The 25,013-nt window shown below is 76.4% G+C and carries 28 protein-coding genes; 9 read left to right on the forward strand and 19 right to left on the reverse strand.

Annotated elements, in window-relative coordinates; all coding sequences use genetic code 11:
* Together ACI8AC_RS21660 and ACI8AC_RS21665 are read right to left on the reverse strand one after the other, a co-directional pair.
* A partial coding sequence (locus ACI8AC_RS21660) for a hypothetical protein (RefSeq protein ID WP_456899913.1) occupies window positions 1-577 on the reverse strand: 577 nt, incomplete at its 3' end.
* 110 nt (window positions 578-687) lie between these two features.
* Window positions 688-1,353 carry a LysM peptidoglycan-binding domain-containing protein gene (locus tag ACI8AC_RS21665; protein ID WP_456899914.1) on the reverse strand — a complete coding sequence of 222 codons (666 nt, stop codon included), beginning with the start codon at window positions 1,351-1,353 and terminating at the stop codon, window positions 688-690.
* 200 nt (window positions 1,354-1,553) lie between these two features.
* Between ACI8AC_RS21665 and lexA the strand changes: the two genes are divergently transcribed.
* A complete protein-coding gene (gene lexA / locus ACI8AC_RS21670) occupies window positions 1,554-2,309 on the forward strand; it encodes a transcriptional repressor LexA (RefSeq protein WP_456899915.1) in 756 nt (251 codons plus the stop codon).
* A gap of 9 nt (window positions 2,310-2,318) precedes the next feature.
* On the opposite strand, the gene ACI8AC_RS21675 is transcribed toward lexA, so the two are convergent.
* From ACI8AC_RS21675 to hflX, 3 genes are all read right to left on the reverse strand, one after another.
* On the reverse strand, window positions 2,319-3,380 hold the full coding sequence (locus tag ACI8AC_RS21675; protein WP_456899916.1) for a hypothetical protein: 1,062 nt from the start codon (window positions 3,378-3,380) through the stop codon (window positions 2,319-2,321).
* Window positions 3,352-4,098, reverse strand: coding sequence for a phosphatase PAP2 family protein (locus ACI8AC_RS21680; protein WP_456899917.1), 747 nt, complete (start codon window positions 4,096-4,098; stop codon window positions 3,352-3,354). Before ACI8AC_RS21680 ends, ACI8AC_RS21675 begins: the two co-directional genes overlap by 29 nt.
* 163 nt (window positions 4,099-4,261) lie before the next feature.
* Window positions 4,262-5,746 (reverse strand): GTPase HflX, encoded by a 1,485-nt coding sequence (gene hflX / locus ACI8AC_RS21685; RefSeq protein WP_456899918.1) that lies wholly within the window; start codon window positions 5,744-5,746, stop codon window positions 4,262-4,264.
* A gap of 189 nt (window positions 5,747-5,935) precedes the next feature.
* Between hflX and ACI8AC_RS21690 the strand changes: the two genes are divergently transcribed.
* Entirely contained in the window at window positions 5,936-6,187 is a 252-nt protein-coding gene (locus ACI8AC_RS21690) for a hypothetical protein (protein ID WP_456899919.1), read from the forward strand.
* 5 nt (window positions 6,188-6,192) lie between these two features.
* Here ACI8AC_RS21690 and dapF read toward each other — a convergent pair whose 3' ends face one another.
* The 3 genes from dapF to ACI8AC_RS21705 are packed head-to-tail and all read right to left on the reverse strand — an operon-like array spanning window position 6,193 to window position 8,728.
* Entirely contained in the window at window positions 6,193-7,059 is an 867-nt protein-coding gene (gene dapF, locus ACI8AC_RS21695) for a diaminopimelate epimerase (RefSeq protein WP_456899920.1), read from the reverse strand.
* Complete coding sequence (miaA, locus tag ACI8AC_RS21700; protein WP_456899921.1) at window positions 7,056-8,009, reverse strand: tRNA (adenosine(37)-N6)-dimethylallyltransferase MiaA; 954 nt, start codon at window positions 8,007-8,009, stop codon at window positions 7,056-7,058. The genes dapF and miaA overlap by 4 nt, the downstream gene beginning before the upstream one ends.
* Entirely contained in the window at window positions 8,006-8,728 is a 723-nt protein-coding gene (locus ACI8AC_RS21705; protein WP_456899922.1) for a hypothetical protein, read from the reverse strand. Before ACI8AC_RS21705 ends, miaA begins: the two co-directional genes overlap by 4 nt.
* Before the next feature lie 40 nt (window positions 8,729-8,768).
* Between ACI8AC_RS21705 and ACI8AC_RS21710 the strand changes: the two genes are divergently transcribed.
* Together ACI8AC_RS21710 and ACI8AC_RS21715 are read left to right on the forward strand one after the other, a co-directional pair.
* Window positions 8,769-10,250, forward strand: a complete 1,482-nt coding sequence (locus ACI8AC_RS21710) for a DUF349 domain-containing protein (protein ID WP_456899923.1) — start codon at window positions 8,769-8,771, stop codon at window positions 10,248-10,250.
* A 4-nt stretch (window positions 10,251-10,254) separates the two neighbouring features.
* Entirely contained in the window at window positions 10,255-10,959 is a 705-nt protein-coding gene (locus tag ACI8AC_RS21715; RefSeq protein WP_456899924.1) for an alpha/beta hydrolase, read from the forward strand.
* Here ACI8AC_RS21715 and miaB read toward each other — a convergent pair.
* Window positions 10,949-12,406 carry a tRNA (N6-isopentenyl adenosine(37)-C2)-methylthiotransferase MiaB gene (miaB, locus tag ACI8AC_RS21720; protein ID WP_456899925.1) on the reverse strand — a complete coding sequence of 486 codons (1,458 nt, stop codon included), beginning with the start codon at window positions 12,404-12,406 and terminating at the stop codon, window positions 10,949-10,951. The two genes, ACI8AC_RS21715 and miaB, sit on opposite strands and share 11 nt — an antisense overlap.
* Before the next feature lie 178 nt (window positions 12,407-12,584).
* Here miaB and ACI8AC_RS21725 point away from each other — a divergent pair, with 178 nt between their 5' ends.
* The 5 genes from ACI8AC_RS21725 (at window position 12,585) to ACI8AC_RS21745 (ending at window position 16,469) form a co-directional block, all read left to right on the forward strand.
* Window positions 12,585-13,304 carry an amino acid ABC transporter ATP-binding protein gene (locus tag ACI8AC_RS21725; RefSeq protein ID WP_456899947.1) on the forward strand — a complete coding sequence of 240 codons (720 nt, stop codon included), beginning with the start codon at window positions 12,585-12,587 and terminating at the stop codon, window positions 13,302-13,304.
* A gap of 23 nt (window positions 13,305-13,327) precedes the next feature.
* Complete coding sequence (locus ACI8AC_RS21730) at window positions 13,328-14,218, forward strand: glutamate ABC transporter substrate-binding protein (protein WP_456899926.1); 891 nt, start codon at window positions 13,328-13,330, stop codon at window positions 14,216-14,218.
* Between the two features lie 67 nt (window positions 14,219-14,285).
* Window positions 14,286-14,936 carry an amino acid ABC transporter permease gene (locus ACI8AC_RS21735; protein WP_456899927.1) on the forward strand — a complete coding sequence of 217 codons (651 nt, stop codon included), beginning with the start codon at window positions 14,286-14,288 and terminating at the stop codon, window positions 14,934-14,936.
* Entirely contained in the window at window positions 14,933-15,826 is an 894-nt protein-coding gene (locus ACI8AC_RS21740; RefSeq protein WP_456899928.1) for an amino acid ABC transporter permease, read from the forward strand. Before ACI8AC_RS21735 ends, ACI8AC_RS21740 begins: the two co-directional genes overlap by 4 nt.
* Window positions 15,827-15,884: 58 nt before the next feature.
* Entirely contained in the window at window positions 15,885-16,469 is a 585-nt protein-coding gene (locus tag ACI8AC_RS21745) for a hypothetical protein (protein ID WP_456899929.1), read from the forward strand.
* A gap of 117 nt (window positions 16,470-16,586) precedes the next feature.
* On the opposite strand, the gene ACI8AC_RS21750 is transcribed toward ACI8AC_RS21745, so the two are convergent.
* From ACI8AC_RS21750 to ACI8AC_RS21795, 10 genes are all read right to left on the reverse strand, one after another.
* Window positions 16,587-17,138: a regulatory protein RecX gene (locus ACI8AC_RS21750; RefSeq protein ID WP_456899930.1), complete on the reverse strand. Its 552-nt coding sequence runs from the start codon at window positions 17,136-17,138 to the stop codon at window positions 16,587-16,589.
* A 218-nt stretch (window positions 17,139-17,356) separates the two neighbouring features.
* The gene (gene recA, locus ACI8AC_RS21755; protein WP_456899931.1) at window positions 17,357-18,394 is read right to left on the reverse strand and encodes a recombinase RecA; all 1,038 of its coding nucleotides are present in this window, start codon (window positions 18,392-18,394) and stop codon (window positions 17,357-17,359) included.
* 172 nt (window positions 18,395-18,566) lie between these two features.
* A complete protein-coding gene (locus ACI8AC_RS21760; protein WP_456899932.1) occupies window positions 18,567-19,193 on the reverse strand; it encodes a response regulator in 627 nt (208 codons plus the stop codon).
* A gap of 17 nt (window positions 19,194-19,210) precedes the next feature.
* The gene (locus ACI8AC_RS21765) at window positions 19,211-20,383 is read right to left on the reverse strand and encodes a sensor histidine kinase (RefSeq protein WP_456899933.1); all 1,173 of its coding nucleotides are present in this window, start codon (window positions 20,381-20,383) and stop codon (window positions 19,211-19,213) included.
* Between the two features lie 38 nt (window positions 20,384-20,421).
* Window positions 20,422-21,240: a hypothetical protein gene (locus ACI8AC_RS21770; RefSeq protein WP_456899934.1), complete on the reverse strand. Its 819-nt coding sequence runs from the start codon at window positions 21,238-21,240 to the stop codon at window positions 20,422-20,424.
* Window positions 21,237-22,157, reverse strand: coding sequence for an ATP-binding cassette domain-containing protein (locus tag ACI8AC_RS21775; protein ID WP_456899935.1), 921 nt, complete (start codon window positions 22,155-22,157; stop codon window positions 21,237-21,239). Before ACI8AC_RS21775 ends, ACI8AC_RS21770 begins: the two co-directional genes overlap by 4 nt.
* Before the next feature lie 124 nt (window positions 22,158-22,281).
* Entirely contained in the window at window positions 22,282-22,476 is a 195-nt protein-coding gene (locus ACI8AC_RS21780; protein WP_456899936.1) for a DUF3046 domain-containing protein, read from the reverse strand.
* 10 nt (window positions 22,477-22,486) lie between these two features.
* Window positions 22,487-23,128 (reverse strand): hypothetical protein, encoded by a 642-nt coding sequence (locus tag ACI8AC_RS21785; protein WP_456899937.1) that lies wholly within the window; start codon window positions 23,126-23,128, stop codon window positions 22,487-22,489.
* Window positions 23,125-23,583, reverse strand: a complete 459-nt coding sequence (locus ACI8AC_RS21790; protein WP_456899938.1) for a MarR family winged helix-turn-helix transcriptional regulator — start codon at window positions 23,581-23,583, stop codon at window positions 23,125-23,127. Before ACI8AC_RS21790 ends, ACI8AC_RS21785 begins: the two co-directional genes overlap by 4 nt.
* 156 nt (window positions 23,584-23,739) lie before the next feature.
* Window positions 23,740-25,011 carry an MFS transporter gene (locus tag ACI8AC_RS21795; RefSeq protein WP_456899939.1) on the reverse strand — a complete coding sequence of 424 codons (1,272 nt, stop codon included), beginning with the start codon at window positions 25,009-25,011 and terminating at the stop codon, window positions 23,740-23,742.
* Window positions 25,012-25,013: the final 2 nt, after the last annotated feature.

The raw sequence follows: 25,013 nt of genomic DNA on the forward strand, positions 1-25,013 counted from the left end.
CGGCGTGGGCGTTGCCCGCGAGGCGGGGGGGGAGGGGCGCGCCGCCCGGCGCCCCCCCCCCCCCGGCCCCCGCCCCCCCCCCCCCCCCCCCCCCCCCCGCCGGCGCGACGGCGGGCAGCTCGGCGGTGATGTCCCCGCCGTGGCGACGGCGCCGTCGGGGCGCGGAGACCGCGGTGGCTGGGGCCTCCGGGACGACACCCTCAGGGACGCCCCCCCGAGGGACGACACACCCCGGGACGACGGCCGGCAGCTCCGGCGAGGTGAGCACCCCGGCGATGAGCCGCTCACGGGCGGCCGCCCGCTCCAGCGACACCGCGACGGCGCCGGGCGCACCCGGGAGCACCGGATCGGGTGCCACGGTCAGGTGCGGCTGCGGCAGGCGCAGGTGGGCCAGATCACACCAGGTCGTCCGGTCGACGCCGGCCACGGTCGCCTCCACCCGCACCTCGCAGGATCCGGATGCGTCGTGCCGCCAGCCCAGGATCGACCCGCCCCACCACGCGCCGTCGGCGAACACCTCGACGTCCTGCCGCTGCCGGGCGAAGGCTGCTGCCCGGCTCACCACGATCCCTGCCACGGGGATGACCGTAGGTTCTGAAACCGCCACGCACCGTCAGCGACGCAGCTCGGAGGATTGACGAAGCTCGACCCCCGCCGTTGTCGGTGTCTGGAGCGGGCCGGGACGGGTCACGGCAGGACCAGGACCTGGCCGGGGACGATCACCCCGCCGTCGAGGTGGTTCATCTCCTGGATCGCGTCGACGACCGCCCGGACGTCGGCGCCGTCGCCCGCCACCTCCCCGGCGATCGACCAGAGGGTGTCGCCGGACCGGACCACCACGCTGCGGTCGCCCACCAGGCGCAGCTCGTCGGAGCCCCCGGCGACGAGGCCGGCACCCCAGGCGCCCAGCACCACCCCGACCGCCAGCGCCAGCACGACCGAGAGCCTGCGCGCCCGCCGGGTCAGCCGCAGGCGCGGCGCCCGGGCCACCGGGGCGCACCGGCCCCGCACCGGGCGCCCGGCCACCGCGCCGCCCAGCGGCCCCGCGGCGCGACCCGCCACCGCCGTCCGGGGCGCACCCGCCGCCGGACGGGGCCGGGTCGGCGCCGCCGGGCGCGGCGGCGCGGCCGGGCGGGCCGCCCGCACCGTCGCCCGGGGTGCCGGCCGACCCGCACCAGGGGACGCCGGGGGCCGGAACACCCCGACCCGGGAGACACCGGGGCGGGCGCCGGGCCGGCGCAGCGGGCTCCCCGCGTCGATCCCGCCCCCCTGCGGGACCGCGCGAAGGCGGGGTCGCCACGGCACCTGCACCGCGTCGTCGAAGTCCAGGACCGCCTGCTGCACGCCTACCACGACCACTCCTCCCGGCCGGGCGACCCGGCTCGAACGCCTGTTCGATTCGAACGTCTGTGCGATGTCTACCGGACGGCGCCGACGAAAGCCACCGCACGTGCCGGGTGCTTCGAACACCTGTTTGATCCGGTGCGCCCGGCGCGCTACGGTCGGTACCGACGGACCAGACGCGCTGCGGCAGCAGCGGCGAGGAGGCGACGGTGGCGGAGAAGAGCGGGACGTCGGGGGGTCGACGGCGGACGACCGGCCAGCCGGCGGCCGGCGGGTCGGCGGCCGTGCGGACCTTCCCCGAGCGCGCCGAGGCCGGTGACGGGCTGACCCAGCGGCAGCGGCGGGTCCTCGAGGTGATCCGCGACTCGATCGACCGCCGCGGCTACCCGCCCTCGGTGCGGGAGATCGGCGAGGCCGTCGGGCTCTCGTCGGCGTCCTCGGTGGCCCACCAGCTCACCGTGCTGCAGAAGAAGGGCTGGCTGCGCCGCGACCCGAACCGGCCACGGGCGCTCGACGTCCGCATGCCCGGGGAGGTCACCGGCGAGGTGGCGCCCGCCCCGGCCGCCGCGGTGGGGGGCGAGGACGCACCGGCGCCGACCTACGTGCCGCTGGTCGGCCGCATCGCCGCCGGCGGCCCGGTGCTCGCCGAGCAGGCCGTCGAGGACGTCTTCCCGCTGCCGCGCGAGCTGGTCGGTGAGGGCACGCTGTTCATGCTCAAGGTGACCGGTGACTCGATGGTCGAGGCCGCCATCTGCGACGGGGACTGGGTCGTCGTCCGGCAGCAGCCGACCGCCGAGAACGGCGAGATCGTCGCCGCCATGCTCGACGGCGAGGCCACGGTGAAGACCTACAAGCGCCGCGACGGGCACGTCTGGCTGCTCCCGCACAACCCCGCGTACGAGCCGATCCCGGGGGACGAGGCGACCGTCCTCGGGCGCGTCGTCACGGTGCTGCGCCGGGTCTGACCCGCCGGGTCAGGTCGGCGGCGGTGCCCCGCGGCGGCGCAGCCGCCCGCCGATCCACACCAGGACGGCGGCCACCGCGGCCGCGACGACGGCGGCGGCCAGCAGCGAGGGGCCGGGTTCGTCCGCGCCGAGCAGTTCCTGCAGGCCGCCGTCCGTGCCCGAGGGGGACGTCGGCGAGACAGCCGGCACGGGGACGGCGGTGAGGTCCCCGGGAACCCCCTCCCCCGCGACGAGCAGGGCCGCGCCGTCGGACGTGAAGGTGACGGCCTCCCCCTGCGGCGCCTCGGGCAGGGGGATCCGCACCGGCTCGCCGGCCAGCGCACCCGCCACGTCCGAACCGGACAGGGGCCACACGTAGGCGTCGGTGTAGGTCCGCAAGGCCACGGTGCGGCCGTCGCGCGACACCGCTCCCCCGGTGACCATGAGCTGCCCGGCGCGACCCACCGGCCCGCCCGGCGTACCGGTGAGGGTGAACGCCACGCCGCCGACCTCGGTCAGCCCGACCGTCCCGCTGTCGACCAGCGCCGAGACCGGTCGGTACACCGCGCTGGCACCCAAGACCTCCTTGGTGACCAGGTACGGCGTCCCGTCCGGGCCCAGCAGCAGCGCCTCGACGTCGCGCGGCCCGTCGGGGTAGGCCAGCCGGTACAGCCCGGTCGAGCCGTCGGGTCGCAGCGCGATGAGCGCCACCGTCGGGCGGTCGAGGCCGTTGTCGCCGGTGTCGGCCAGCCACACCGTGCCGTCCGCCGCCACCGCCAGGTCCTCGGGATCGTAGGGATCGACCGGTGCGGTGTGCACCGCCGTCACGCGGCAGTCGCCGTCGAGCACGTGGACGGCGACCTGGTCGCCGCCGTCGTTGATCGCCAGGTGCTCCTCGCCGACGGCGACCAGACCGGAGAGCTCGGGCAGCCGCGGATCGGTCACCTGGCAGCGCACGGTGGGGGCGTCCGGGTCCGCGGGGGCCGCGGCGGCCGCGGCGGCCCCCGGCACGGGCAGGACGAGCGCCGCGACCGCGACCACCGGGATCAGCCGGGCGACGAGGTCACACCGGCGGGCGGCCTGCTCGGGCACCGACCCAGCGTGACAGCACGGCTGCGTCGAGTGCGTGCACCACGCCCAGCAGCACGATCCCCACGGCCGCACCGACGACGGCATCGGTGACCCAGTGGAAGTCCAGCGACACCATGGCCACGCCGGTCGCCACCGGGCCGAGGATGCTCAGCCACCGGAACAGCCGCTGCACCCACGGCACGAGCCGGTACTCCACCGCCTGCCACCGCGCGACGCCCCACATGAGCACCGCGTTGGCGACGTGCCCCGAGGGGTAGGACTGGCCGTCCCGGTGGAAGAAGGACCCGGGGTAGGCCGGCGCGGTGCGGCCGGTCCCGTACTTGACGGCGTAGACGACCACGGTGAGCAGCACCAGCGCGACGAGGACCCGCAACAGCGGGAGCGCCGTCCGCCGACGCAGGGCCAGGGTCGTGACCAGCACGGCCAGCACCATGAGGATGAAGCCGCGGCCGCCGAGCTGGGTGACCGCCCAGACCGGCCAGTAGGCCGACGACTCCTTGAGCCCCCAGCCGCTGACCACCTCGGAGACCCGCAGGTCCATCCGCTCGAGCACGCCGCGGCTCAGCAGCTCCACGGTGATCGCGAGGGCGGTCACGAGGGCCACGGCGACCAGCCACCAGGGCGGGTGCCCGGTCGACACCACGCGGGGGTGGCCGGCCGGGCGGGGACGGTCGGGCCGTACACGGTCCTCGGTGGGCCGTCGCACGCCGCTGGTCACACGTTCCACGGTACCGGCCCGTGATGCGATCGTGACCTCACCCGACCGGGCGAGGCCCGGCGGCGTCGCCGCCGGGCCCCGTGCGGCCGGGGAGCCGGGCTTCGGTCGCCGTGGACCGTCGGGCCCCGTGAGGGCGGAGCAGGCGGACGCCGGCCCCCGGCGGTCAGGCCACCGGCGAGGCGAACTCCACCAGCGCGGCCGCGAGCGCGCCGTCGACCCGCGCACACATCCGGGTGCCACCGGCCTCGTGCGCCTCGGTGAGCACCTCGCCGTCCCGGTGCACCCGGGCGACGAGGTCGCCGCGGGTGTAGGGCACCAGCACGTCGACGTCCACGTCCGGGCGGGGCAGCCGGGCGGCGACCTCCTCGCGGAGCCGCTCGATGCCCGCACCGGTGCGCGCCGAGACCCACATCGCGCCCGGCAGCGCCTGGCGCAGGGTGAGGACGTCGTCCTGGCTCATGGCGTCGACCTTGTTGACGACGATGAGCTCCGGCACCGCCGCGGCGTCGATCTCGCCGAGCACCACCCGCACCGCCTCGATCTGACCCAGCGGGTCGGGGTCGGAACCGTCGACGACGTGCAGCAGCAGGTCGGCGGCGGCCACCTCCTCGAGGGTGGAGCGGAAGGCGTCGACCAGCTGGTGCGGCAGGTGGCGGACGAAACCCACCGTGTCGGTGAGGGTGTACTCCCGGCCGTCGGGCGACTCGGCCCGGCGCACCGTCGGGTCGAGGGTGGCGAACAGCGCGTTCTCCACCAGCACGCCGGCGCCGGTGAGCCGGTTGAGCAGGCTGGACTTCCCCGCGTTGGTGTACCCGGCGATCGCGACGCTCGGGACGGCGCTGCGCCCCCGGCTGGAGCGCTGCGTGGCGCGGGCCGTGGCCATCCCGGCGATCTCGCGGCGCAGCTTGCTCACCCGCGCGCGGATGCGGCGCCGGTCGGTCTCGATCTTGGTCTCACCGGGACCGCGGGTCCCGATGCCGCCACCGCCGGCGACGCGGCCACCGGCCTGCCGGGACAGCGACTCACCCCACCCGCGCAGGCGCGGGAGCATGTACTGCATCTGCGCCAGCTCGACCTGGGCCTTGCCCTCCCGGCTGGAGGCGTGCTGGGCGAAGATGTCCAGGATCAGGGCGGTCCGGTCCACCACCTTGACCTTGAGGATCTTCTCCAGCGCGTTGAGCTGGCCGGGGGTCAGCTCGCCGTCGCAGATCACCGTGTCGGCACCGGCCGCGGCGACGATGTCGCGGACCTCGGCGGCCTTCCCCGACCCGACGTAGGTGCCGGCGTCGGGCTTGTCCCGGCGCTGGCTCACCGCCTCGAGCACCTGCGACCCGGCGGTCTCGGCGAGGGCGGCGAGCTCGGCCAGCGAGCGGTCCGCGTCGGCCTGGGTGCCCTCGGTCCACACGCCCACGAGCACCACGCGCTCGAGGCGCAGCTGCCGGTACTCGACCTCGGTGACGTCGGCGAGCTCGGTCGACAGCCCGGCCACCCGGCGCAGGGCACCGCGCGCCTCGAGGGCGTAGGAGCCGGTGGTGTCGTCGTCGGGCTCCCACCCGTCGACCGGGCGGGTCACCTCCTGGGGATCGGCCGCGCGGTCGGCCCGGTCCTGCGCGTCGTCCAGGACGGCGCGGTTCTGTGCTGTCGTCATCGTCTCCAGCGTGGCACGCCCCACCATCCGGGGCACCTGAGTTGTCATCGGCACCTGAGTCGTCATCGCCCCGTACAACACCGGCACGGCCCGACCCCATCCCAGGCGTGAGGGCGACCCGGGCGGGTAGGGCGCACGGACGACGACACCCGACCACGACCACGACCACGACCACGAGGAGGTACGCCGATGAGCGAGTCCGAGCACGGGTCGCACGCACCCGGTGCCGACGCGGAGATCGACGACCCGGGCCGCGACCCGAAGGGCCTCACCCCGCCGCGCAACCCGATGTCCGGAGGTTTCGGCAACGCGGCAGGCGGGCCCGACCAGGACACCGGGCAGGGACGGCCGGAGGGCACCGGCAACGTGGGCCCCGCCGACAAGCCCGAGGCCCCGACGGACCGGCCGGAGACCCGGGCCGACACGCCCGACCGGCCCTGAGCCGCTCAGCCGGCGAGCCACTCCGGGGTGAGCTCACCGGTGGCCACCACGACGGCCGGTCCGGTCAGCACCGTGGTCGCGGGCTCCACCCGCACCGACAGCCGGCCACCGGGGACGTCGACCGCGACGGTCCCGGTGGCCGCACCCGCCGCCTCCAGCGCCGTCCACGCCGCGGCGCACGCGCCGGTGCCGCACGACCGGGTCTCCCCCACCCCGCGCTCGGAGACCCGCAGCCGCACGTGCGCCCCCGGGTCGAGCACGTTGACCAGCTCCACGTTGACGCCTTCCGGGAACAGCGCGCCGTCCACCGCGGGCGCGGAGGTCAGGTCCAGCGCGTCGACGTCGACGTCGGTCAGGCAGACCAGGTGCGGGTTGCCCATCGAGACGGCCCGCCCGGGGAACGCCGTGCCGCCCAGCACCGCCGCCCCGGCCCCGAACGGCCGGGCCGGGCCCATGTCCACCCAGTAGCCGCCGTCGGCGGTGGCACCCACCCGGCGGGGCCCGCCCCGGGTGCCCACCCAGACGCCGTCGGCGCAGGCCGCGCGGTCGAGCAGCCCCTCGGTGAGCAGCACGTGCAGGAACAGCCGGATGCCGTTGCCGCACATCTCCGCGTACGAGCCGTCGGCGTTGCGGTGGTCCATGAACCACTCGCAGCGGGCGATCCCCTCCCCGAGCACCGCCGGGGCGTCGGGCACGTGGGCGCTGCGGACGACGCGCAGCACGCCGTCCCCGCCGAGGCCGGCGCGCCGCTCGCACAGCCGCCGGACCAGCGCGGCGTCCAGCCGGCCCTCGGGCCAGACGGTGCCGTCGGGGTCGGGGAGGACGACGAAGTCGTTCTCCGTGCCGTGCCCGGCCAGCACCCGCGCGCTCACGCCTCCAGCGTACGGGCGCCGACGGCCGCCTCCGCTGCGTCGACCAGGTCGGGGCGGGCGGCGTCGAGCCAGGTGGTGGTCGCGTCCCGGCGGAACCAGGAGCGCTGCCGGCGGACGAACCGTCGGGTCGCCGACACCGTCCGCTCGCGGGCCTCGGCGGCGGTCAGCTCCCCGTCGAGCTGGGCCAGCACCTGCGCGTAGCCCAGCGCGCGGGAGGCGGTCGGCCCCTCGCGCAGCCCGTCGGCGGCCAGCTCCTCGACCTCGGCGACGAACCCGGCGGCCCACATCCGGTCCACCCGCCGGGCGACCCGGGCGTCGAGCTCGGCCGGCTCGCGGTCCAGCCCGAGGACGACGGCCGGGTAGTGCGGGCGCGGCTCGGGCAGCGTGGCCCGGAACGGCCCGCCGGTCAGCTCCACCACCTCCAGGGCGCGCACCACCCGCCGCCCGTTGCCGGGCAGGACGGCCGCGGCGGCCACCGGGTCCACCGCGGCGAGGCGGGCGTGCATCGCCGCGGATCCCAGCTCGGCCAGCTCGGCCTCCAGCCGGGCCCGCACGGCCGGGTCGGTGCCGGGGAGGTCCAGCTCGTCGAGGACCGCGCGGACGTAGAGCCCCGAGCCGCCCACGAGCAGGGGGACGACCCCGGCGGCGCGCAGCCGGTCGATCACCCCGCGGGCCCGCCGGCGGTACTCGGCGACCGACGCCGCGTGGCGGACGTGCCACAGGTCGAGCAGGTGGTGCGGGACGCCGCCGCGCTCGGCCTCGTCGGGCTTGGCGGTGCCGATGTCCATCCCGCGGTAGAGCTGCATGGAGTCGGCGTTGACGACCTCCCCGCCGAGGCGCCGGGCCAGGGCCACGCCCAGCGCCGTCTTGCCGGTGGCGGTGGGCCCGACCAGCGCGACGACAGGCGGGGCGCCCGGCGGCGGGACGGCGGCCGGCGGGGCCGGCGTCACCGCGGGACCCAGCTGGCGACCAGGTAGCCGACGCCGAAGGGGGCCTCGTCGGCGAGCAGCCGCGCGGTGACCGGGCGGCCGACCAGCAGGGCACCCACCGCACGCCAGGTGGGGACGCCCGAGGCGAGGAGCCGCTCCCCCTCGACGGGGTCCAGCCCGGCCAGGGCCGCCGCGTCGCCGCCGGCCAGCGCGGCGGCGACGGTCGCGTCGAAGGGGGCGGCGGCGTCGTCGAGGTACCCGGGGGCCTTCACCGTGCGCCGCGCCGACCCGTCGCCGACCGCCAGGACCGCGGCCGGGCCCGGCAGCCCGGTCAGCGCGGCCGCGAGATCCCCGGGGCCGACGCCGATCCGCGGCCCGCGGTGCCCCGCTTCGTCGAGCAGCCACGCCCCCACGGTGTGCGCCAGCGGGGTGCGCCGTCCCCCCGGCCGGGCCGGGCCGCAGAAGGGCACCTCGAGGTCGACCCCGTGGCCGCGCAGGTCACCGGCGTCCCCGGCCCCGTAGCGGCCCCGCCCACCCCCGCCGACCACGACCACCACGGCCGGGTCGGGAGCCAGCAGGTCGCCCAGCGCCAGCGTGCACCCGGTGCGCAGACCGGCGGTGTCGGCGGCCGCCCGGCCGGCGACCTGCGGCAGCAGCAGGGGCGGGCCGGGGCAGAAGGCGACGGCCACCGGGACCGCGGGGGCCCGGGCGCCCCGGTCGCCGCCGGGGAGGGAGGTCACCGCAGCAGTCTCCCCGATCCGGCGTGGGACACTCCGGGGCGTGTCGAGCACGGAGAACGTCGGAAGCCCCGCCCCGCAGGACCCCGCGGCCGCGGTCGCCGGGTCCGAGGCGGTCGCCCCCGAGGCCGGGACGCCCGCCGCGCCCGCCCCCGGCGACGCCGCGCTGGCCGACCCGGCGGCCGCCGCCGCGGACGAGCCGGCAGTCCCGGCCGCCGCCGCCGACCAGCCGGCACCCCCGGCCGCCGCCGCGGACGAGCCGGCAGCGCCGGCGCCCCCGGCCGAGGCCGCGCCGCCGGCGCCCGAGCCGCCCGCCGACCCCGCGCACTGGGGCCGGGTCGACGAGGACGGCACGGTGTACGTGCGCACCGCCGCGGGCGAGCGGGCCGTCGGCTCCTGGCAGGCCGGCGACCCGGAGGCCGGCCTCGCGCACTTCGCCCGCCGCTACGACGACCTGGCCACCGAGGTCACGCTGCTGGAGGCGCGGCTGCGGGCGCACACCGGCAACCCGAGCGAGATCAAGGCCAAGGCGCAGGCCCTGGCCGACTCCATCCCGACCGCCGCCGCCGTCGGCGACCTCGACGGCCTGGCCGCCCGGGCGCGGGCCATGGTCGGCACCGCCGACGAGGCCGCCGCCGAGTCCCGCGCGGAGAAGGCCGCGGCCCGGCAGGCCCAGATCGCCCGCAAGGAGGCGCTGGCCGCCGAGGCCGAGCAGATCGCCGCGGAGTCCACCTCCTGGAAGGCGGCCGGCGACCGGCTCAAGGCCATCGTCGAGGAGTGGAAGACCATCCGGGGCATCGACCGCAAGACCGACGAGGCGCTGTGGACCCGGTTCGCCGCGGCCCGCGACGCCTTCGGTCGCCGCCGCGGGGCGCACTTCGCCGCGCTCGACGCGCAGCGCAGCGAGGCACGGGCGCAGAAGCAGGAGCTCATCGCCGAGGCGCAGCGGCTGTCCGGCTCCACCGACTGGGGGCCGACCTCGGCGGCGATGCGCGGCCTGATGGAGCGCTGGAAGGCCGTGCCCCGCACGGGCCGGGACGGCGACGACGACCTGTGGAAGCAGTTCCGGGCCGCCCAGGACGTCTTCTTCTCCGCGCGCGCCGAGAACGACAAGCACCGCAACGCCGAGCAGCTGGCCAACCAGCAGGCCAAGGAGGAGATCCTCGCCGAGGCCGAGAAGCTCGACCCCACGACGGACCTGCGCGGCGCCCAGGCCGTGCTGCGCCGGCTCCAGGAGCGCTACGACGCGATCGGGCACGTCCCCCGCGGCGCGATGCGCCAGCTCGAGGACCGCATGCAGGCCGTCGAGCAGCGGGTCCGCGGCGCCGCCGACTCCACCCGCGCCCGGGTGGCCCCGGAGAACCCGATGGTCGCCTCGATGCGGCAAGCGGTCGCCAAGGCCGAGGAGCAGCTGGCCAAGGCCGAGGCGGCCGGTGACACCCGGCGCGTCGAGGAGGCCCGCGCCAACCTGGCCACCCGGCGGGAGTGGCTGGCCGAGGCGGAGAAGTCGGCGTCCCGCCGCTGAGCCGGTGACCGCGGTCGTCCTGGTCCACGGCGCCTGGGGCGGGGCCCACGGGTTCCGCTCCCTGCGCCGGCTGCTCGCCGCCGCCGGCCAGGAGGTGTCCGCCCCGGCCCTGACCGGCATCGGCGAGCGGGTGCACCTGGTCGGCCCGCAGGTCGGCCTGGGCACCCACGTCACCGACGTGGTCAACCACGTGCGCTACGAGGACCTCACCGACCTCGTGCTGGTCGGCTTCTCCTACGGCGGGATGGTCGTCACCGGAGCCCTGGACGAGATCGGCGACCGGGTGCGGGCGCTGGTCTACCTCGACGCGTTCGTGCCGGACGACGGCGACTCGGTGTACGGGCTGCTCGGCGTCCCGCCGCCGCCGGCCGTCCTCGGCGCACCGTGGCTGGTCGACGGCCCGCGGCGGGTGTACGAGGACCCGGCGGAGGAGGCCTTCTCGGTGCCGCGGCGCACCCCGCAGCCGGTGCGCTGCTTCACCGAGCCGGTGCGCCTCTCCCGGCCCGTGGAGGAGTGGCCGCTGTCGCGCACCTACGTCCGGGCCACCGAGGCCGAGCCCGGCGTGCCGCCCAGCCCTGCCTTCGCCGCGGCGGCCGGGCGCGCCCGGTCGTCGGCGGCGTGGACCTACCGGGAGATCGCCGGCACCCACATGCTCCCGCAGAACCGCCCGCGCGAGGTCGCCGACCTGCTGCTCGAGCTCACCCGCTGAGCGCGGGGGCGCCGATCCGCGGCATGCCCAGGAGCACGCCGGGCGTGGTGGGCCGGGTGCCGGCCTCGCTCGCGTCCCCGGCCCGGGTGCGCCGGTGCGAGAGCAGCGGCCCGTCGGCGACCAGGTGGTGCGGCGCGGCCCGGGTGACCACCGTCTCGACGACGTCGCCGGGCCGGACGCCGTCGGCACCGGTGAAGTGGACCAGCCGGCCGTCGCGCGCCCGGCCCGACATCCGGCCGGTGCGCGCGTCCTTGCTGCCCTCGCCGGCCGCCGCGAGCAGTTCGACGGTCCGCCCCACCTGCGCGCGGTTCTCCGACCAGCTGATGTCGTCCTGCAGCGCGACCAGCCGCTCGTAGCGCTCCTGGACGACCGCCTTGGGCAGCTGGCCGTCCATCTCGGCGGCCGGCGTCCCGGGGCGCGTGGAGTACTGGAAGGTGAAGGCGCCGGCGAACCGGGCGGCCCGCACGACCTCGAGGGTCTGCGCGAAGTCCTCCTCGGTCTCCCCGGGGAACCCCACGATGATGTCGGTGGTGATCGCCGCGTCGGGCATCGCCGCGCGCACCCGGTCGAGGATGCCGAGGTAGCGGTCCTGCCGGTACCCGCGGCGCATCCGGCGCAGCACGTCGTCCGAGCCGCTCTGCAGCGGCATGTGCAGCTGGTGGCACACCGCGGGGGTCTCGGCCATCGCCTCGATCACGTCGTCGGTGAACTCCCGCGGGTGCGGGCTGGTGAACCGGACCCGCTCGAGTCCCTCGATCCGGCCGGTGGCGCGGAGCAGGTCGGCGAAGGCACCCCGGTCCCGGAAGTCCACGCCGTAGGCGTTCACGTTCTGACCGAGGAGGGTCACCTCCAGCACGCCCTGGTCGACCAGCGCCTGCACCTCGGCCAGGACCTCCCCCGGGCGGCGGTCCCGCTCCTTGCCGCGCAGCGCCGGGACGATGCAGAACGTGCAGGTGTTGTTGCAGCCGACGCTGATGGACACCCAGCCGGAGTAGGCGGAGTCCCGCTTGGCCGGCAGCGTCGACGGGAAGACCTCGAGGGCCTCGGCGATCTCCACCTGCGCCTCGGCGTTGTGCCGGGCCCGTTCCAGCAGCGCCGGCAGCGACCCGACGTTGTGCGTGCCGAAGACGACGTCCACCCACGGCGCGCGCCGCACGATCTCGCCGCGGTCCTTCTGCGCCAGGCAGCCGCCGACGGCGATCTGCATGCCCGGGCGGGCGTCCTTGACCGGGCGCAGGTGCCCGAGGTTGCCGTAGAGCCGGTTGTCGGCGTTTTCCCTGACGGCACAGGTGTTGAGGACGACGACGTCGGCGTCGTCCCCCTCGGCCGCGGCGGTGTAGCCGGCCGCCTCCAGCAGCCCGGCCAGCCGCTCGGAGTCGTGCACGTTCATCTGGCACCCGTAGGTGCGCACCCGGTAGGTGCGCGCGGGGCGGAGCTCGGTACCCATGTCGTCTGCGAGGGTACGGCGGACCCCCGATCGGGCGAGGCCGCTCCCGTGAGCAGCGGCTTCGTTACGTCTTCGTGATCGGCGGGTGCGGTCCTCGTCGCCGCGTCGCCCTACTGTCTCCGGGGTGACCAGCCTCGCGAAGGGCGAGACCCGCGCCGCGGGAGGACCTCTCGTCCACCTGTCCGGCGTCAACAAGTGGTTCGGCGACCTGCACGTGCTGCAGGACATCGACCTCTCCGTCGAGCGCGGTGAGGTCGTCGTGGTCATCGGGCCCTCGGGGTCCGGCAAGTCCACGCTCTGCCGCACGATCAACCGGCTGGAGTCCATCCAGCAGGGGGAGATCACCATCGACGGCGAGCGGCTGCCCGAGGAGGGCAAGGCCCTGGCCCGCCTGCGCAGCGACGTCGGCATGGTGTTCCAGAGCTTCAACCTCTTCGCCCACAAGACGATCCTCGAGAACGTCACCCTCGGGCCGACCCGGGTCCGCCGGAAGTCGCGGGCGGACGCCGAGCGCCGGGCACGGGAGCTGCTGGAGCGGGTCGGGGTCGCCGCCCAGGCCGACAAGTACCCCGCCCAGCTCTCCGGCGGGCAGCAGCAGCGCGTGGCCATCGCCCGGGCGCTGGCCATGGAGCCCAAGGTCATGCTCTTCGACGAGCCGACCTCGGCCCTCGACCCCGAGATGATCAACGAGGTCCTCGAGGTCATGACGTCGCTGGCCCGCGAGGGGATGACGATGATCGTCGTCACCCACGAGATGGGCTTCGCCCGCCGGGCGGCCAACCGGGTCGTCTTCATGGACGGCGGCCGGGTCGTCGAGTCCGCCGACCCCGAGAGCTTCTTCACCAACCCGCAGTCCGACCGGGCCAAGGACTTCCTCTCGAAGATCCTGAACCACTGAGCCCACCTGAGAGAGGGGAACTGATGCGCACCACCCGCTACGCCGCCACTCTGGCGGTCGCCGGCCTGGCCCTGGCCGCGTGCTCCAGCGAGGCCGGCCAGCAGGCCGAGGACGAGGCGGCCTCGGCGCCCACCGTCGCCGAGGACGTCCAGTTCGAGGAGGGCACCACGATGGCCGAGCTCGCCGAGGCGGGCTCGATCACCGTGGGCACCAAGTACGACCAGCCGGGCTTCGGCCTGCTGAACCCCGACGGGGAGCCGGAGGGCTTCGACGTCGAGATCGCGAAGATCGTCGCCGGTGAGCTCGGCATCGCGCCCGAGGACATCGAGTGGACCGAGACGGTGTCGGCCAACCGGGAGCCGTTCCTGCAGAACGGCCAGGTCGACATGGTGGTGGCCACCTACACGATCAACGACCAGCGCAAGCAGGTCGTCGACTTCGCGGGGCCGTACTACGTCGCCGGCCAGGACATCATGGTCGCCGCCGGCAACCCGGAGGGCATCCAGGGCCCCGAGGACCTCGCCGGCAAGACCGTGTGCTCGGTCGAGGGCTCCACGCCGGCGCAGAACATCCGGGACAACTACCCCGAGGCCAACCTGGTCACCTACGACGTCTACTCCAAGTGCGCCGACGACCTCGCCAACGGCAACGTGCAGGCGGTCACGACCGACAACGTCATCCTCACCGGCCTGGTGGCGGGCAACCCCGAGGGCTTCGAGCTGGTGGGCAACCCGTTCACCGAGGAGCCCTACGGCATCGGCGTCCCCAAGGGTGACGACGAGTTCCGCTCCTTCATCAACGACGTCCTCGAGGAGGCCTACGAGGACGGCCGCTGGGCCGAGGCCTGGGAGCGCACCGCCGGTGCCATCACCGGCGAGCCCGCCCCCGAGCCGCCGTCGGTCGACCGGTACTGAGTCCCCCGGGCGCCGCCGGGCGGTCCACCGCCCGGCGGCGCCCTCCCCCTGACCTGGCGAGGGCACGGTGCAGTTCCTCCGAGACAACGCCGACCTGCTGTGGAGCGCCTTCCTGACGACGCTGTCCCTGGCGGTCGTCAGCGGCCTGTGCGCCCTGGTGCTGGGCACCGTGCTGGCCGGGATGCGGGTCAGCCCCGTCCCGCCGCTGCGCGCGCTGGCCACCTTCTACGTCGAGGTGTTCCGCAACACCCCGCTGACGGTGGTCTTCTTCTTCCTGTTCTTCGGCATCGTGCAGATCGACCTGCAGTTCCCCAGCCGATTCATCACCGCCGTGGCCGCGCTGTCCCTCTACACCGCGTCCTTCGTCGCCGAGGCGCTGCGCTCTGGCATCAACGCGGTCCCCCCGGGTCAGGCCGAGGCCGCCCGTGCGCTGGGCCTGGACTTCGGCCAGACACTGCGCACGGTCGTGCTCCCCCAGGCGTTCCGGACGGTGGTGCCCCCGCTGGGCAACGTGTGGATCGCCCTGGCGAAGAACACCTCCATCGCGGCCGGGTTCGCCGTCACCGACCTCACCGCCGCCCTGCAGCGGCTGTCCAACGCCAACGCCGACCGGCTGCTGCTGGTGTTCGCCGCCATCGTGGCCGGCTACCTGGTCATCACGCTGTCCTCGGCGCTGGCGATCCGCGTCATCGAGAAGAGGGTGGCGATCGTCCGATGAGCGCGCAGACCGTCCTCTTCGACCTGCCCGGTCCGCGGGCCCGCCGGCGGCAGCGGATCGGCACCGTCGTCGGTGTCCTGCTGATCCTCGGGCTGGTCGGGCTGGCGCTGTGGCGGCTCGGCGCGAACGGGCAGTTGGACCCCTCCCGCTGGGCCGTGCTGTTCGACCCGGCGGCGGGCGTCCCGCAGGCGCTGTGGGAGGCGCTGCTCAACACCCTCGCGGTCGCCGCGGTCGGCATGGTGGCCGCCACCGTGCTCGGCGCGCTGCTGGCCGTCGGCCGGCTCTCCGACCACGCCTGGGTGCGGGCACCGGTGACGCTGGTCGTCGAGTTCTTCCGCGCGGTGCCGCTGCTGGTGCTGATCCTGTTCTGCCTGCTGTTCCTGCCCAGCGTCGGGGTCCCGATGACGGCGTTCCGCGCGCTGGCGCTCGGGCTGACCCTCTACAACATGGCGGTGCTGGCCGAGATCTTCCGCGCCGGCATCCTGTCGGTCGACCGCGGCCAACGCGAGGCCGCCTTCGCCCTCGGCATGCGCAAGACCCAGGTGATGACGCTGGTGCTGCTGCCCCAGGCAGTGCGGCGCATGCTCCCGGTGCTGGTGGCCCAGCTCGTCGTGCTGCTCAAGGACAGCTCGCTGGGCTTCATCGTCGGCTACGTGGAGCTGCTGCGTCAGGCGCGCAGCCTGGTGGAGTTCTTCAACTTCCAGTTCGGCAACATCTACACGTTCCAGCTCTACACGGCCGCCGCGCTGATCTACATCGTCGTCAACGTCCTGCTGTCCCAGCTGGCGCGCTGGGTCGAGTCGCGCACCCGCCGCGACACCAGGACCGCGGCCGCCGGGGAGACCAAGCTGCCGGCGGACGTGCAGATGGGCGGGGGCGGCGGGGTCTGACCCCGTCCCCGGGACGGCGGCGGTGCCACCCGGGACCCGGACTGCCGATGAGGGACCCGTGGACACCGCACTGCGCCCCGTCGTCCCCCCGCTGCCGGCCCTCGTGCGCCGGTCCGACGGGCCGTCCGACGCCGCGCAGGAGTTCGTGACCCGCCTGCGCGCGGCCGGCCCGGACTTCGCCGTCGCCGCCGGCGCCGACACCGCCGTGGTGCGGGAGGTGGTGCCGCCCGCGCGGCACCGCCGGGCCCGCTGCCGGGTGGTGCTGCGGTTCGCCGACGGCGACGAGCGCGACGTGACGCTGCTCGGTCCGGTCAGCCGTCCCACCGCCCGGGGCGAGCGCGCCTTCGACCTGCAGGTGCAGGCCTACCTGGCGCACTCGCTGGGCGCGGACGGCCCGTGGCTGGTGCCCGACGACGAGGCCGAGGACGGCGTGGCCGTCGACGTCCCCGCCTGGACCGCCCGCGCGGCCACGGCCCGGCCCGAGCCCACCGCCGTGCCCGAGACCACGGCCCGGCCCGAGCCCACCGCCGTGCCCGAGCCCACCGCCGTGCCCGAGCCCACCGCCGTGCCCGAGCCCACCGCCCTTCCCCAGACCACCGCCGTGCCGGACGCCACTGCCCTGCTGGAGGCCGGCGCGGGCTGACACCCCCACGACGGACGAGGCCCGCCCCACCCGGGAGCGGGCCTCGTCGTCTGCCGCCTGGGGGCGTCCGGCACCGGGCCGGGCCGGGTCGCCCGGGAGTTCAGCAGGTAGGCGAGATCAGGGGAGGTAGGCGTCCAGACCGACGTCGCCCTCGGCCACCTCGTCGGAGGTGTCGTCCCCGCCGCGGTCGGCGTCGAGGGCCTCGCGCACCACCCAGCCGGCCAGGCCGCCGCCGTAGCCCCGGCGGGCCAGCATCCCGACCAGCCGCCGCTCGGCGGTGGCCCGGTCGACCCGGCGCAGGCCGGGTACCCGGCGGGCGACCAGCCGCCGGGCGGCGTCCCACTCGTCCTGGTCCTCGACCTGGCCGAGGGCCTCCTCGGCCACCTCGCCGTCGACGCCCTTGGCGCGCAGCTCGGCCTTGAGCGCCCGGCGGGCCAGGCCCCGCCCGGCCTGGCGGGAGGTGACCCAGGCGCGGGCGAAGGCGGCGTCGTCGATGAGCCCGACCTCGGTGAAGCGGTCGAGCACCCGCTCGGCGACGTCCTCCGGGACGCCGCGGCTGCCGAGCAGGTCGGCCAGCTGCCGCCGGGTCTTCGGCGCGCCGGTCAGGGCCCGCAGGCAGATCGACCGGGCGACCTGCTCGGGGTCGCCCGGGTCGTCGCCGGGCTGCACCGGGTCAGCGCCGCCGACGTCGCCACCAGGGGCGCCGGGGGCGCCGGGGGTGTCGCCGTGGCGGTCGGTGCGGTGGTCGCCGCGCCGTGCGGCCCGGCCGGATCGGGTGGGCGCCGGGCCCGGCCCGTCCGGGTCAGGGGACGAGCCGGGCCCGCGCCGCTGCCGGCGCCCGGGGCCGGCGGAGCCGCGGGCGCCGAAGCCAGCAGTAGCCACCGGGCTCAGAAGTCAGGAGCGTCGGCCGGCGCCGGCGTGTCGACCTGCGGGCCGATGCCCAGCTTCTCCTTGACCTTCTTCTCGATCTCGTCGGCGAGGTCGGGGTTGTCCCGCAGGAAGCTGCGGACGTTTTCCTTGCCCTGGCCGAGCTGGTCGCCCTCGTACGTGTACCACGCGCCGGACTTGCGGATGAAGCCCTGCTCGACGCCGGCGTCGATGAGACCGCCCTCGCGGCTGAAGCCCTGCCCCCAGAGCAGGTCGAGCTCGGCCTGCTTGAACGGGGCGGCGACCTTGTTCTTGACGACCTTGACGCGCACCCGGCTGCCGACCGCCTCGGTGCCCTGCTTGAGGGTCTCGATGCGCCGGACGTCGAGCCGCACGGAGGAGTAGAACTTCAGCGCGCGGCCACCGGTGGTGACCTCCGGGGAGCCGTAGACGACGCCCACCTTCTCGCGCAGCTGGTTGATGAAGATCGCGGTGGTGCCCGAGCTGTTGAGCGCACCGGTGATCTTCCGCAGCGCCTGGCTCATCAGCCGGGCCTGCAGACCGACGTGGCTGTCGCCCATCTCGCCCTCGATCTCGGCGCGGGGCACGAGCGCGGCGACCGAGTCGATGACGATGATGTCGAGGGCGCCGGACCGGATCAGCATGTCGGCGATCTCGAGCGCCTGCTCACCGGTGTCGGGCTGGCTGACCAGCAACGCGTCGGTGTCGACGCCGATCGACCGGGCGTACTCCGGGTCGAGGGCGTGCTCGGCGTCGATGAACGCCGCGATGCCGCCGGCGGCCTGGGCGTTGGCCACCGCCTGCAGGGCGACCGTCGTCTTGCCGGAGGCCTCGGGGCCGTACACCTCGATGACGCGTCCGCGCGGGAGCCCACCGATGCCGAGGGCGATGTCCAGGGCGATGGAACCGGTCGGGATGACCTTGATCGCCTGCGCGGCGTTGTCGCCCAGCCGCATCACCGAGCCCTTGCCGAACTGCTTGTCGATCTGGGCCAGGGCCATGTCGAGGGCCTTGTCGCGGTCGAGCGTTGCTGCCATGGGGCTCACCTTCGGGAAGTCGCGTGGAGCGGTCGGGTCCGACGCTAGGGCGGGGGTCCGACAGTTCCGGGGATCCGGCGGCCCTGTGGAGAGCCGACTCGCCTGTGGAGGCGAGGATAGGCCGAACACACGTTCGATGCGAGCGACACGCTCGCCCCGGCCGGGCCGGTGGTCAGTCCAGGCCGTGCCGGTGGGCGAAGACCGCCGCCTGGGTGCGGTCCCGGAGCCCCAGCTTGCCCAGGATCCGGGCGACGTGGGTCTTCACCGTCAGCTCCGACAGCACCAGGTCCCCGGCGATCTCCGCGTTGGACCGGCCCTGCGCCAGGGCGCGGAGCACCTCCCGCTCCCGGTCGGTGAGCGAGGTCACCCGCGGATCCGGTGGCGTCCCGTCCGGCAGCCGGTGCGCCAGGGTCTCGAGCAGCCGCCGGGTGACCCGGGGCGAGACGACCGCGTCGCCCCGGGCCACGGCCCGGACGGCGGCGAGCAGCGCCGCGGGCTCGCTGTTCTTGAGCAGGAAACCGCTGGCACCCGCCCGCAGCGCGGCGAAGGCGTGGTCGTCCCGGTCGAACGTGGTCAGCACGAGCACGCGCGCGGGCAGGCCCTCGGCGACGATCCGGCGGGTCGCGGCCACGCCGTCCACCCCCGGCATCCGGACGTCCATCAGCACGACGTCGGGCCGCAGCCGGCGGGCCAGCTCCACCGCCCGCTCGCCGTCCCCCGCCTCCCCGACCACCTCCAGGTCCTCCTGGGCGCCGAGGACCATCGACATGCCCAGCCGGACCAGGGGTTCGTCGTCCACGAGCAGCACCGTGGTGCTCACGTCGCGCCCACGGGTGACCTCCCGGCGGGTGCCCGCGCCGCTGCGAGGGGCAGCATCCCGGTCACCCGCCACCCGCCACCGGGGCGGGAACCGGCCGCCACGGCGCCGCCGAAGGCGCCGAGACGCTCGCGCATCCCGACCAGCCCGTGCCCCGGCACCGCGGTGCCCGCCGTCCCACGGCCGTCGTCGCGGACCTCCACCGTGAGGGCGTCCCCGCCCCACGCGAGGTGGACCTCCACCCGCCCGGCGCCCTCGGCGTGCCGCAGGGTGTTGGTCAGGGCCTCCTGGACCAGCCGGTACACGGCCAGCTGCGCCCCGGCGGCGAGGGGCACCGGCGCGCCCGTGACCGTGAGCGTGGCCGGCAGCCCGGCCGCCCGCACCTGCTCCACGAGGCCGCCGAGCCCGGCCAGCCCCGGGGCGGGAGCGAGGCCGCCGGCCGGGTCGGGGTCCTCGTCGTCGGCCCGCAGGACGCCGACCAGCCGGTGCATCTCGCCGAGCGCCTGGCGCCCCGTGGCCGCGATCTGCGCGACCGCCCGCCGCGCCTGCTCCGTCCCCGGGGCGAACCCGGCGCCGTCGGCGAGCGCGGTCATCACGGACACGTCGTGGGCGAGGACGTCGTGCAGGTCCCGGGCGATGCGCGCCCGCTCCTCCGCCACCGCGATGCGGGCCAGCTGGTCGCGCTCCCGCTCGGCCCGGGCCGCCCGGTCCTCGAGCGCCTGCAGGTAGGCCCGGCGGGTGCGCCGGTCACGCCCGACGACCGCCGCCGTGACCGTCACCGTCACGAACGGCACGAGGGCCTCGATCCCCGGCCGGCCCGCCGCCGCGCCCACGGCCACCACCAGCGGCGGGACCGCGCAGATCCCGAGCGCCAGCGCCACCCGCCGGGGCCCGCACCGGTCGGCCACCGCGACCAGCAGCCACCAGACGACCACGCCGGCGGGCAGCAGGCCCCGCAACGCGAAGCCGTGGAGGGCCCACCACCCGAGCACTACCGCGGCCGCGGCGAGGAACGCCGCGAACGGTGCCCGGCGGCGGGCGAGCGCCGGGGCCCAGGCCAGCGCCGAGACGGCGACGTCGGCCACCGTCGGGCCGCCGAGGCGGGTCATCGGCCCGAGGCTCAGGACGAAGCCCGCGAGCACCGGTCCACCGGTTCGCAGCACCGCCCGCACGACAGGGATCCTGCCCCCCGTGCGGCCCGGGCGGGACCTCACGCGTCCCGGCGCCGCACCACGACCACCGCCGCCGCGAGCAGGAGGACGACGTAGCCGCACAGGACCGCGAACCCCGTCCAGGGCGCGAACCCGTCCGGTCCGGGGAGCACCTGGGTCACGCCGGCACCGGCCTGGCCGGGCAGCCAGCGCACGACGTCCGGACCCCAGCTCGACGGCAGCAGCCCCCCGAGGACCGGGAGGAGGAAGACCACACCGAACAGCGTGCCCACCGCACCGGCCGTGGAGCGCAGCAGCCAGCCGAGGGCGGCTCCCAGCAGGCCGATCGCGGTCACGTACAGGGCCGTGCCCACGGTCGCACGCAGGACACCGGCATCGCCGAGGGAGACGCCCCGGTCGCCGAGGGCGGCCTGCCCGGCCAGCAGTGCGGCCAGCGAGGCGGGCAGGAGGACCGCGAGCGACACGGCCGCGGTCACCGCGGACCGGGCCAGCACCAGCGGCCAGCGGGCGGGGACGGCCGCGAAGAGGACGCGCAGCGCGCCGCTGGTGTGCTCACCGGTGACGAGGAGGACCCCGAGGACCCCGACCGCGAGGGCGGCCGGCCGGTACCCGCCGAGGCTGAGGGCGACCGGGTCGGAGCTGTCCAGCCCCGGCGGCCCGCCCTGCCCGCCCGGTCCGCCGCTGCCGGCCGTGGCGCTGAACAGCAGCCCGAACAGGACCATCGCCGCGGCCGCACCGCCGAGCACCCACCAGGTCGTCCGCAGCGACCGGACGGCCAACCACTGGCCGGCGAGCAGGCCGGTGGCCCCGCCGCCGGCCGGGCGCCCGGGGGTCCGGGTCACCGTCAGGGCGCTCACGCCGCCACCTCCGCCGGGCCGGTCCGGTACTCGCGGTCCTCGCGGGTCAGGTCCATGAACGCCGTCTCGAGCGTGGGGGCGACGGGGCTCAGCTCGTGCAGCGTGATCCCGGCCCGGGCGGCGCGGTCGCCGATCGCGGCGGCGTCGAGCCCGGCCACCTCCACCAGCCCGCGCTCGGGCGAGGTCAGCGTGACGCCGTCCCCGGCGAGCAGGGCCGCCAGCCGGTCGGCCTGCGGGCTGCGCACCCGCACCGACCCACCGCCGGCACGGCGCAGGAAGGAGTCGGTGGGCTCGTCGGCGACGAGCCGGCCGCGGCCCAGGACGACGAGGTGATCGGCCGTGACCGCCACCTCGCCCATGAGGTGCGAGGACACCAGCACCGTCCGCCCCTCGGCGGCCAGCTCGCGGGCGAGGGTGCGGATCCAGAGGACGCCGTCGGGGTCCAGCCCGTTGACCGGCTCGTCCAGGACCACCGTGGCCGGGTCGCCGAGCAGGGCCGTGGCGACGCCGAGCCGCTGGCCCATCCCGAGCGAGAAGCCCCCGACGCGCCGGTCGGCCACCGACGACAGCCCGGCGAGGCCGAGGGCCTCGTCGACCCGCCGGCGCGGTAGCCCCGCGGTGGCGGCGAGGACCCGCAGGTGGTCCCGCGCGGTCCGGCCGGGGTGGGCGGCCCGGGCCTCGAGGAGCGCGCCGACCTCGCGCAGCGGGACGGGGAGGTCGGCGTAGCGCCGGCCGTTGACCCGGACGCTGCCGGACGTCGGCCGGTCGAGGCCGACGACCACCCGCATGGTGGTGGACTTCCCGGCCCCGTTCGGGCCCAGGAAACCGGTCACGCGGCCGGGCAGGACGGTGACCGTCAGGTCGTCGACGGCGGTGCGCTCGCCGTAGCGCTTGGTGAGGGAACGGATCTCGATCACGCCGACGATGCTCGCGGCGCCGACCCGGCTCCCGCGTCCGCCGCCCGGACGGACCTCCCACACCCCGGGCTACTCCCTCCGGAGTACCCCGGTCGTCCGCGCCGCCCCGGTCGTCCCGGGCGCCTCAGCGGTCCTTGCGGGGGACGTCGAAGGCCTCGCACACGGCCAGCCACACCTTCCGCACCGGCAGGCCCGCCTCGAGCGCGTCGACGGCGGTGCGCCCGCCGAGGGACGCGAAGACCTGGTCGCGGGCGACGCTCTGGGCGCGCACCGGCCCGAACTGGTCGTCGAGGCGGGACCAGAACTCCTGCAGACGCACGACTGCGACGCTAGCGCGCCGGCGCCACCCCGCCGGCCGGGGCCAGCCCCGCGCGCACCCGTCGCACGAGGGCCGCGGGATCGTCGGCGTGCACGCGCACCACGTCCACAGGGCGGTCGTCGCCGCGGTCGGCGAGCAGCGGCAGGGGCCGGCGCAGGACCAGGTCCACCGTGGTCTGGTTGCCGACCTGCAGGGTGAGGACGCGCCCGGCGGCCTCCTCGGTCACCCGGAGGGCACGCACGCCCTCGGTGGCGCGCCGCCGGGCCCCGACCCGCTCGACGGCTGCCCACGGGACGTCGAGGAGCAGCGTCGCGCCGTGCCGCAGCCGGATCCCGCGCTCGTCGACCAGGTGAGGGTGCACCCGCAGGCTCGCGAGCATCCCCACCATCCAGAGCAGGCCGTAGACCCCGACGACCAGCAGGGCGTCCCGCACCGCCGGCCACGGTACGAGCAGGTGCACGGCGACGACCTCCACCGCCGACACCCCGACGAACGTCCAGATCACCGGCGTCACCACCTGGGCGTAGCCGAACCGGTCGCCCGCGCCGTCCCCGGCCGGACGCCGGCGCAGCACCCACCGGGTCAGGCTGCGCCACATCCCCCACTCGTAGCGGAGGGCGCGGCGCAGGGGCCCGGCCGGGCGGGCGCTCACCGCCCACCCCCGCCGGCGTCCGCGGCCAGCCGGGCGCGCAGCCGCGCGACGACCTCGCCGAGCGTCCCGGTCAGATCCCGCAGGCGCCCGGCGGACAGCCCGCCGAAGAGGACACCGGCCAGGTCCTGCTGCCCCGCCTCCATCGCCTCCACCAGGGAGCGCCCGCGTTCGGTGAACTGCACCAGCGTGGCCCGGCGGTCGGTGGGGTGCGGCGCCCGGACGACGAGCCCCGCCCCCTCCAGGCCGTCCACCAGGCCGGTCACGGCCCGCGGGCTGACCCGGAGGGCCGCGGCGAGCACCCGCTGGGTCGAGGGCCCCTGCCGGCGCACCTCCCAGAGGAGGTGGGCGCGCGGCACGGTGAGCCCGTCGCGGGCCAGGCCCGTGGCCATGTCCTCGCCGAGGAGCACCACCAGCTCGAGGACCAGGTCTAGGGCCTCGATCCGTTCGTCCGGCACGGCATCAGTGTACTGGCTTCACCGTGAAGTGAGGTATCGATCTGGCGGTTACCGTGGAGCCATGTTCCCCGGTACCGGCTCGGCCACGTGGGACCTCGTCCTGGAGATCGGCATCGCGGTGGTGCTGCTGGTCACCCTGGTGCTGCTCTGGCGCAACTACCGGGGCCGCTGAGCCGCAGCCGGCGTCCGCGCCCAGACGACGAGCAGCGGCGCCACCAGCGCCGCCGACACCGACGCCACCAGCCCGTAGCCGCCCAGGGCCAGCAGCGGGCCGCCGACCACTCCGGCCAGCGCCGCGCCCAGCCCCATGAGCAGGTCGGTGCCGCCCTGCGCCGTCGGGCGCTGCCCCTCCCCCACCGACTCGGTGACCAGCGTGGAGCCGGCGATCAGGCCGCAGGACCAGCCGAGCCCGAGCAGCAGCAGGCCCGCACCGAGCTGCCAGGCCGCACCGGGGGCGGCGGTCCCCGCCAGGGCGGCGGCGGCCAGCAGCAGGACGGCGGCGAGGGCCACGGTCGCGCGGCGGCCGGCCCGGTCGGCGAGCAGGCCGACCAGCGGCGAGAACAGGTACATCCCGGCCACGTGGACGCTGATGACCAGGCCGATCACCCGCAGCGTCGTCCCCTCGTCCCCGCCGGCGTGCCCCATGTGCACCGGGGTCATGACCATCACGCCGACCATGACCGCGTGCGAGACCACGACCGCGGTCAGCCCGAGGCGGCCGCCGGGGTCGGCCCACACCGCGCGGACCGCGGTGGTCGTCGCCCGGCGCGGGCGGGCCGGTGCCGCGGCGCCGTCGCCACGCAGCCGGCGGGCCAGCAGCAGCGGGTCCGGCCGCAGCCCGGCGAGCAGCCCCAGGGCCACGACGGCGAACACGGCCACCGCGACGACGAAGGCGCCGCCCAGCGGTGGCAGGCCGAGCGCGTCCCCGAGGTCGGCGCCCGGACCGGCCAGGTTGGGCCCGAGCACGGAGCCCACCGTCGTGGCCCAGACCACCAGGGACAGCGCCCGGCCGCGGTGGGCGGGCTCGGCGAGGTCGGCGGCCGCGTAGCGGGCCTGGAGCCCGCAGGCGGTCGCGGCGCCGAAGGCGAAGAGCCCGACGAGCAGCAGCGTCAGGGACGACACGACGGCCGCGACGACGGTGAGCACGGACCCGGCGACGGCGACCGCGTAGCCGGCCGCCAGCCCCGCGCGCCGGCCGGCCCGGTCGCTGATCCGGGCCAGCGGGACGGCCAGGACGGCGGCACCCAGCACCCCGGCGGTCTGGCCGAGCCCGGCCGCGGTGTCGGTCCCGGCCACGTCGCGGGCGAGCAACCCGCCGACCGTGATGCCGACGGTCACCCCCAGCCCTCCGAGGGCGACACCGCCGCCGAGGACGCCGAGGGTGCGGCGCTGGACCCGGGCGACGTCCGGCGCGGTCGTGGTGCTCACGC

The sequence above is a fragment of the Geodermatophilus sp. SYSU D00758 genome (genome assembly GCF_054049955.1).

Coding starts and splice junctions, on each gene's coding strand:
- hflX (WP_456899918.1), bottom strand. CDS start 5,746: ATGACGACAGCACAGAACCGCGCCGTCCTGGACGACGCGCAGGACCGG.
- ACI8AC_RS21690 (WP_456899919.1), top strand. CDS start 5,936: ATGAGCGAGTCCGAGCACGGGTCGCACGCACCCGGTGCCGACGCGGAG.
- miaB (WP_456899925.1), bottom strand. CDS start 12,406: ATGGGTACCGAGCTCCGCCCCGCGCGCACCTACCGGGTGCGCACCTAC.
- ACI8AC_RS21730 (WP_456899926.1), top strand. CDS start 13,328: ATGCGCACCACCCGCTACGCCGCCACTCTGGCGGTCGCCGGCCTGGCC.
- ACI8AC_RS21740 (WP_456899928.1), top strand. CDS start 14,933: ATGAGCGCGCAGACCGTCCTCTTCGACCTGCCCGGTCCGCGGGCCCGC.
- recA (WP_456899931.1), bottom strand. CDS start 18,394: ATGGCAGCAACGCTCGACCGCGACAAGGCCCTCGACATGGCCCTGGCC.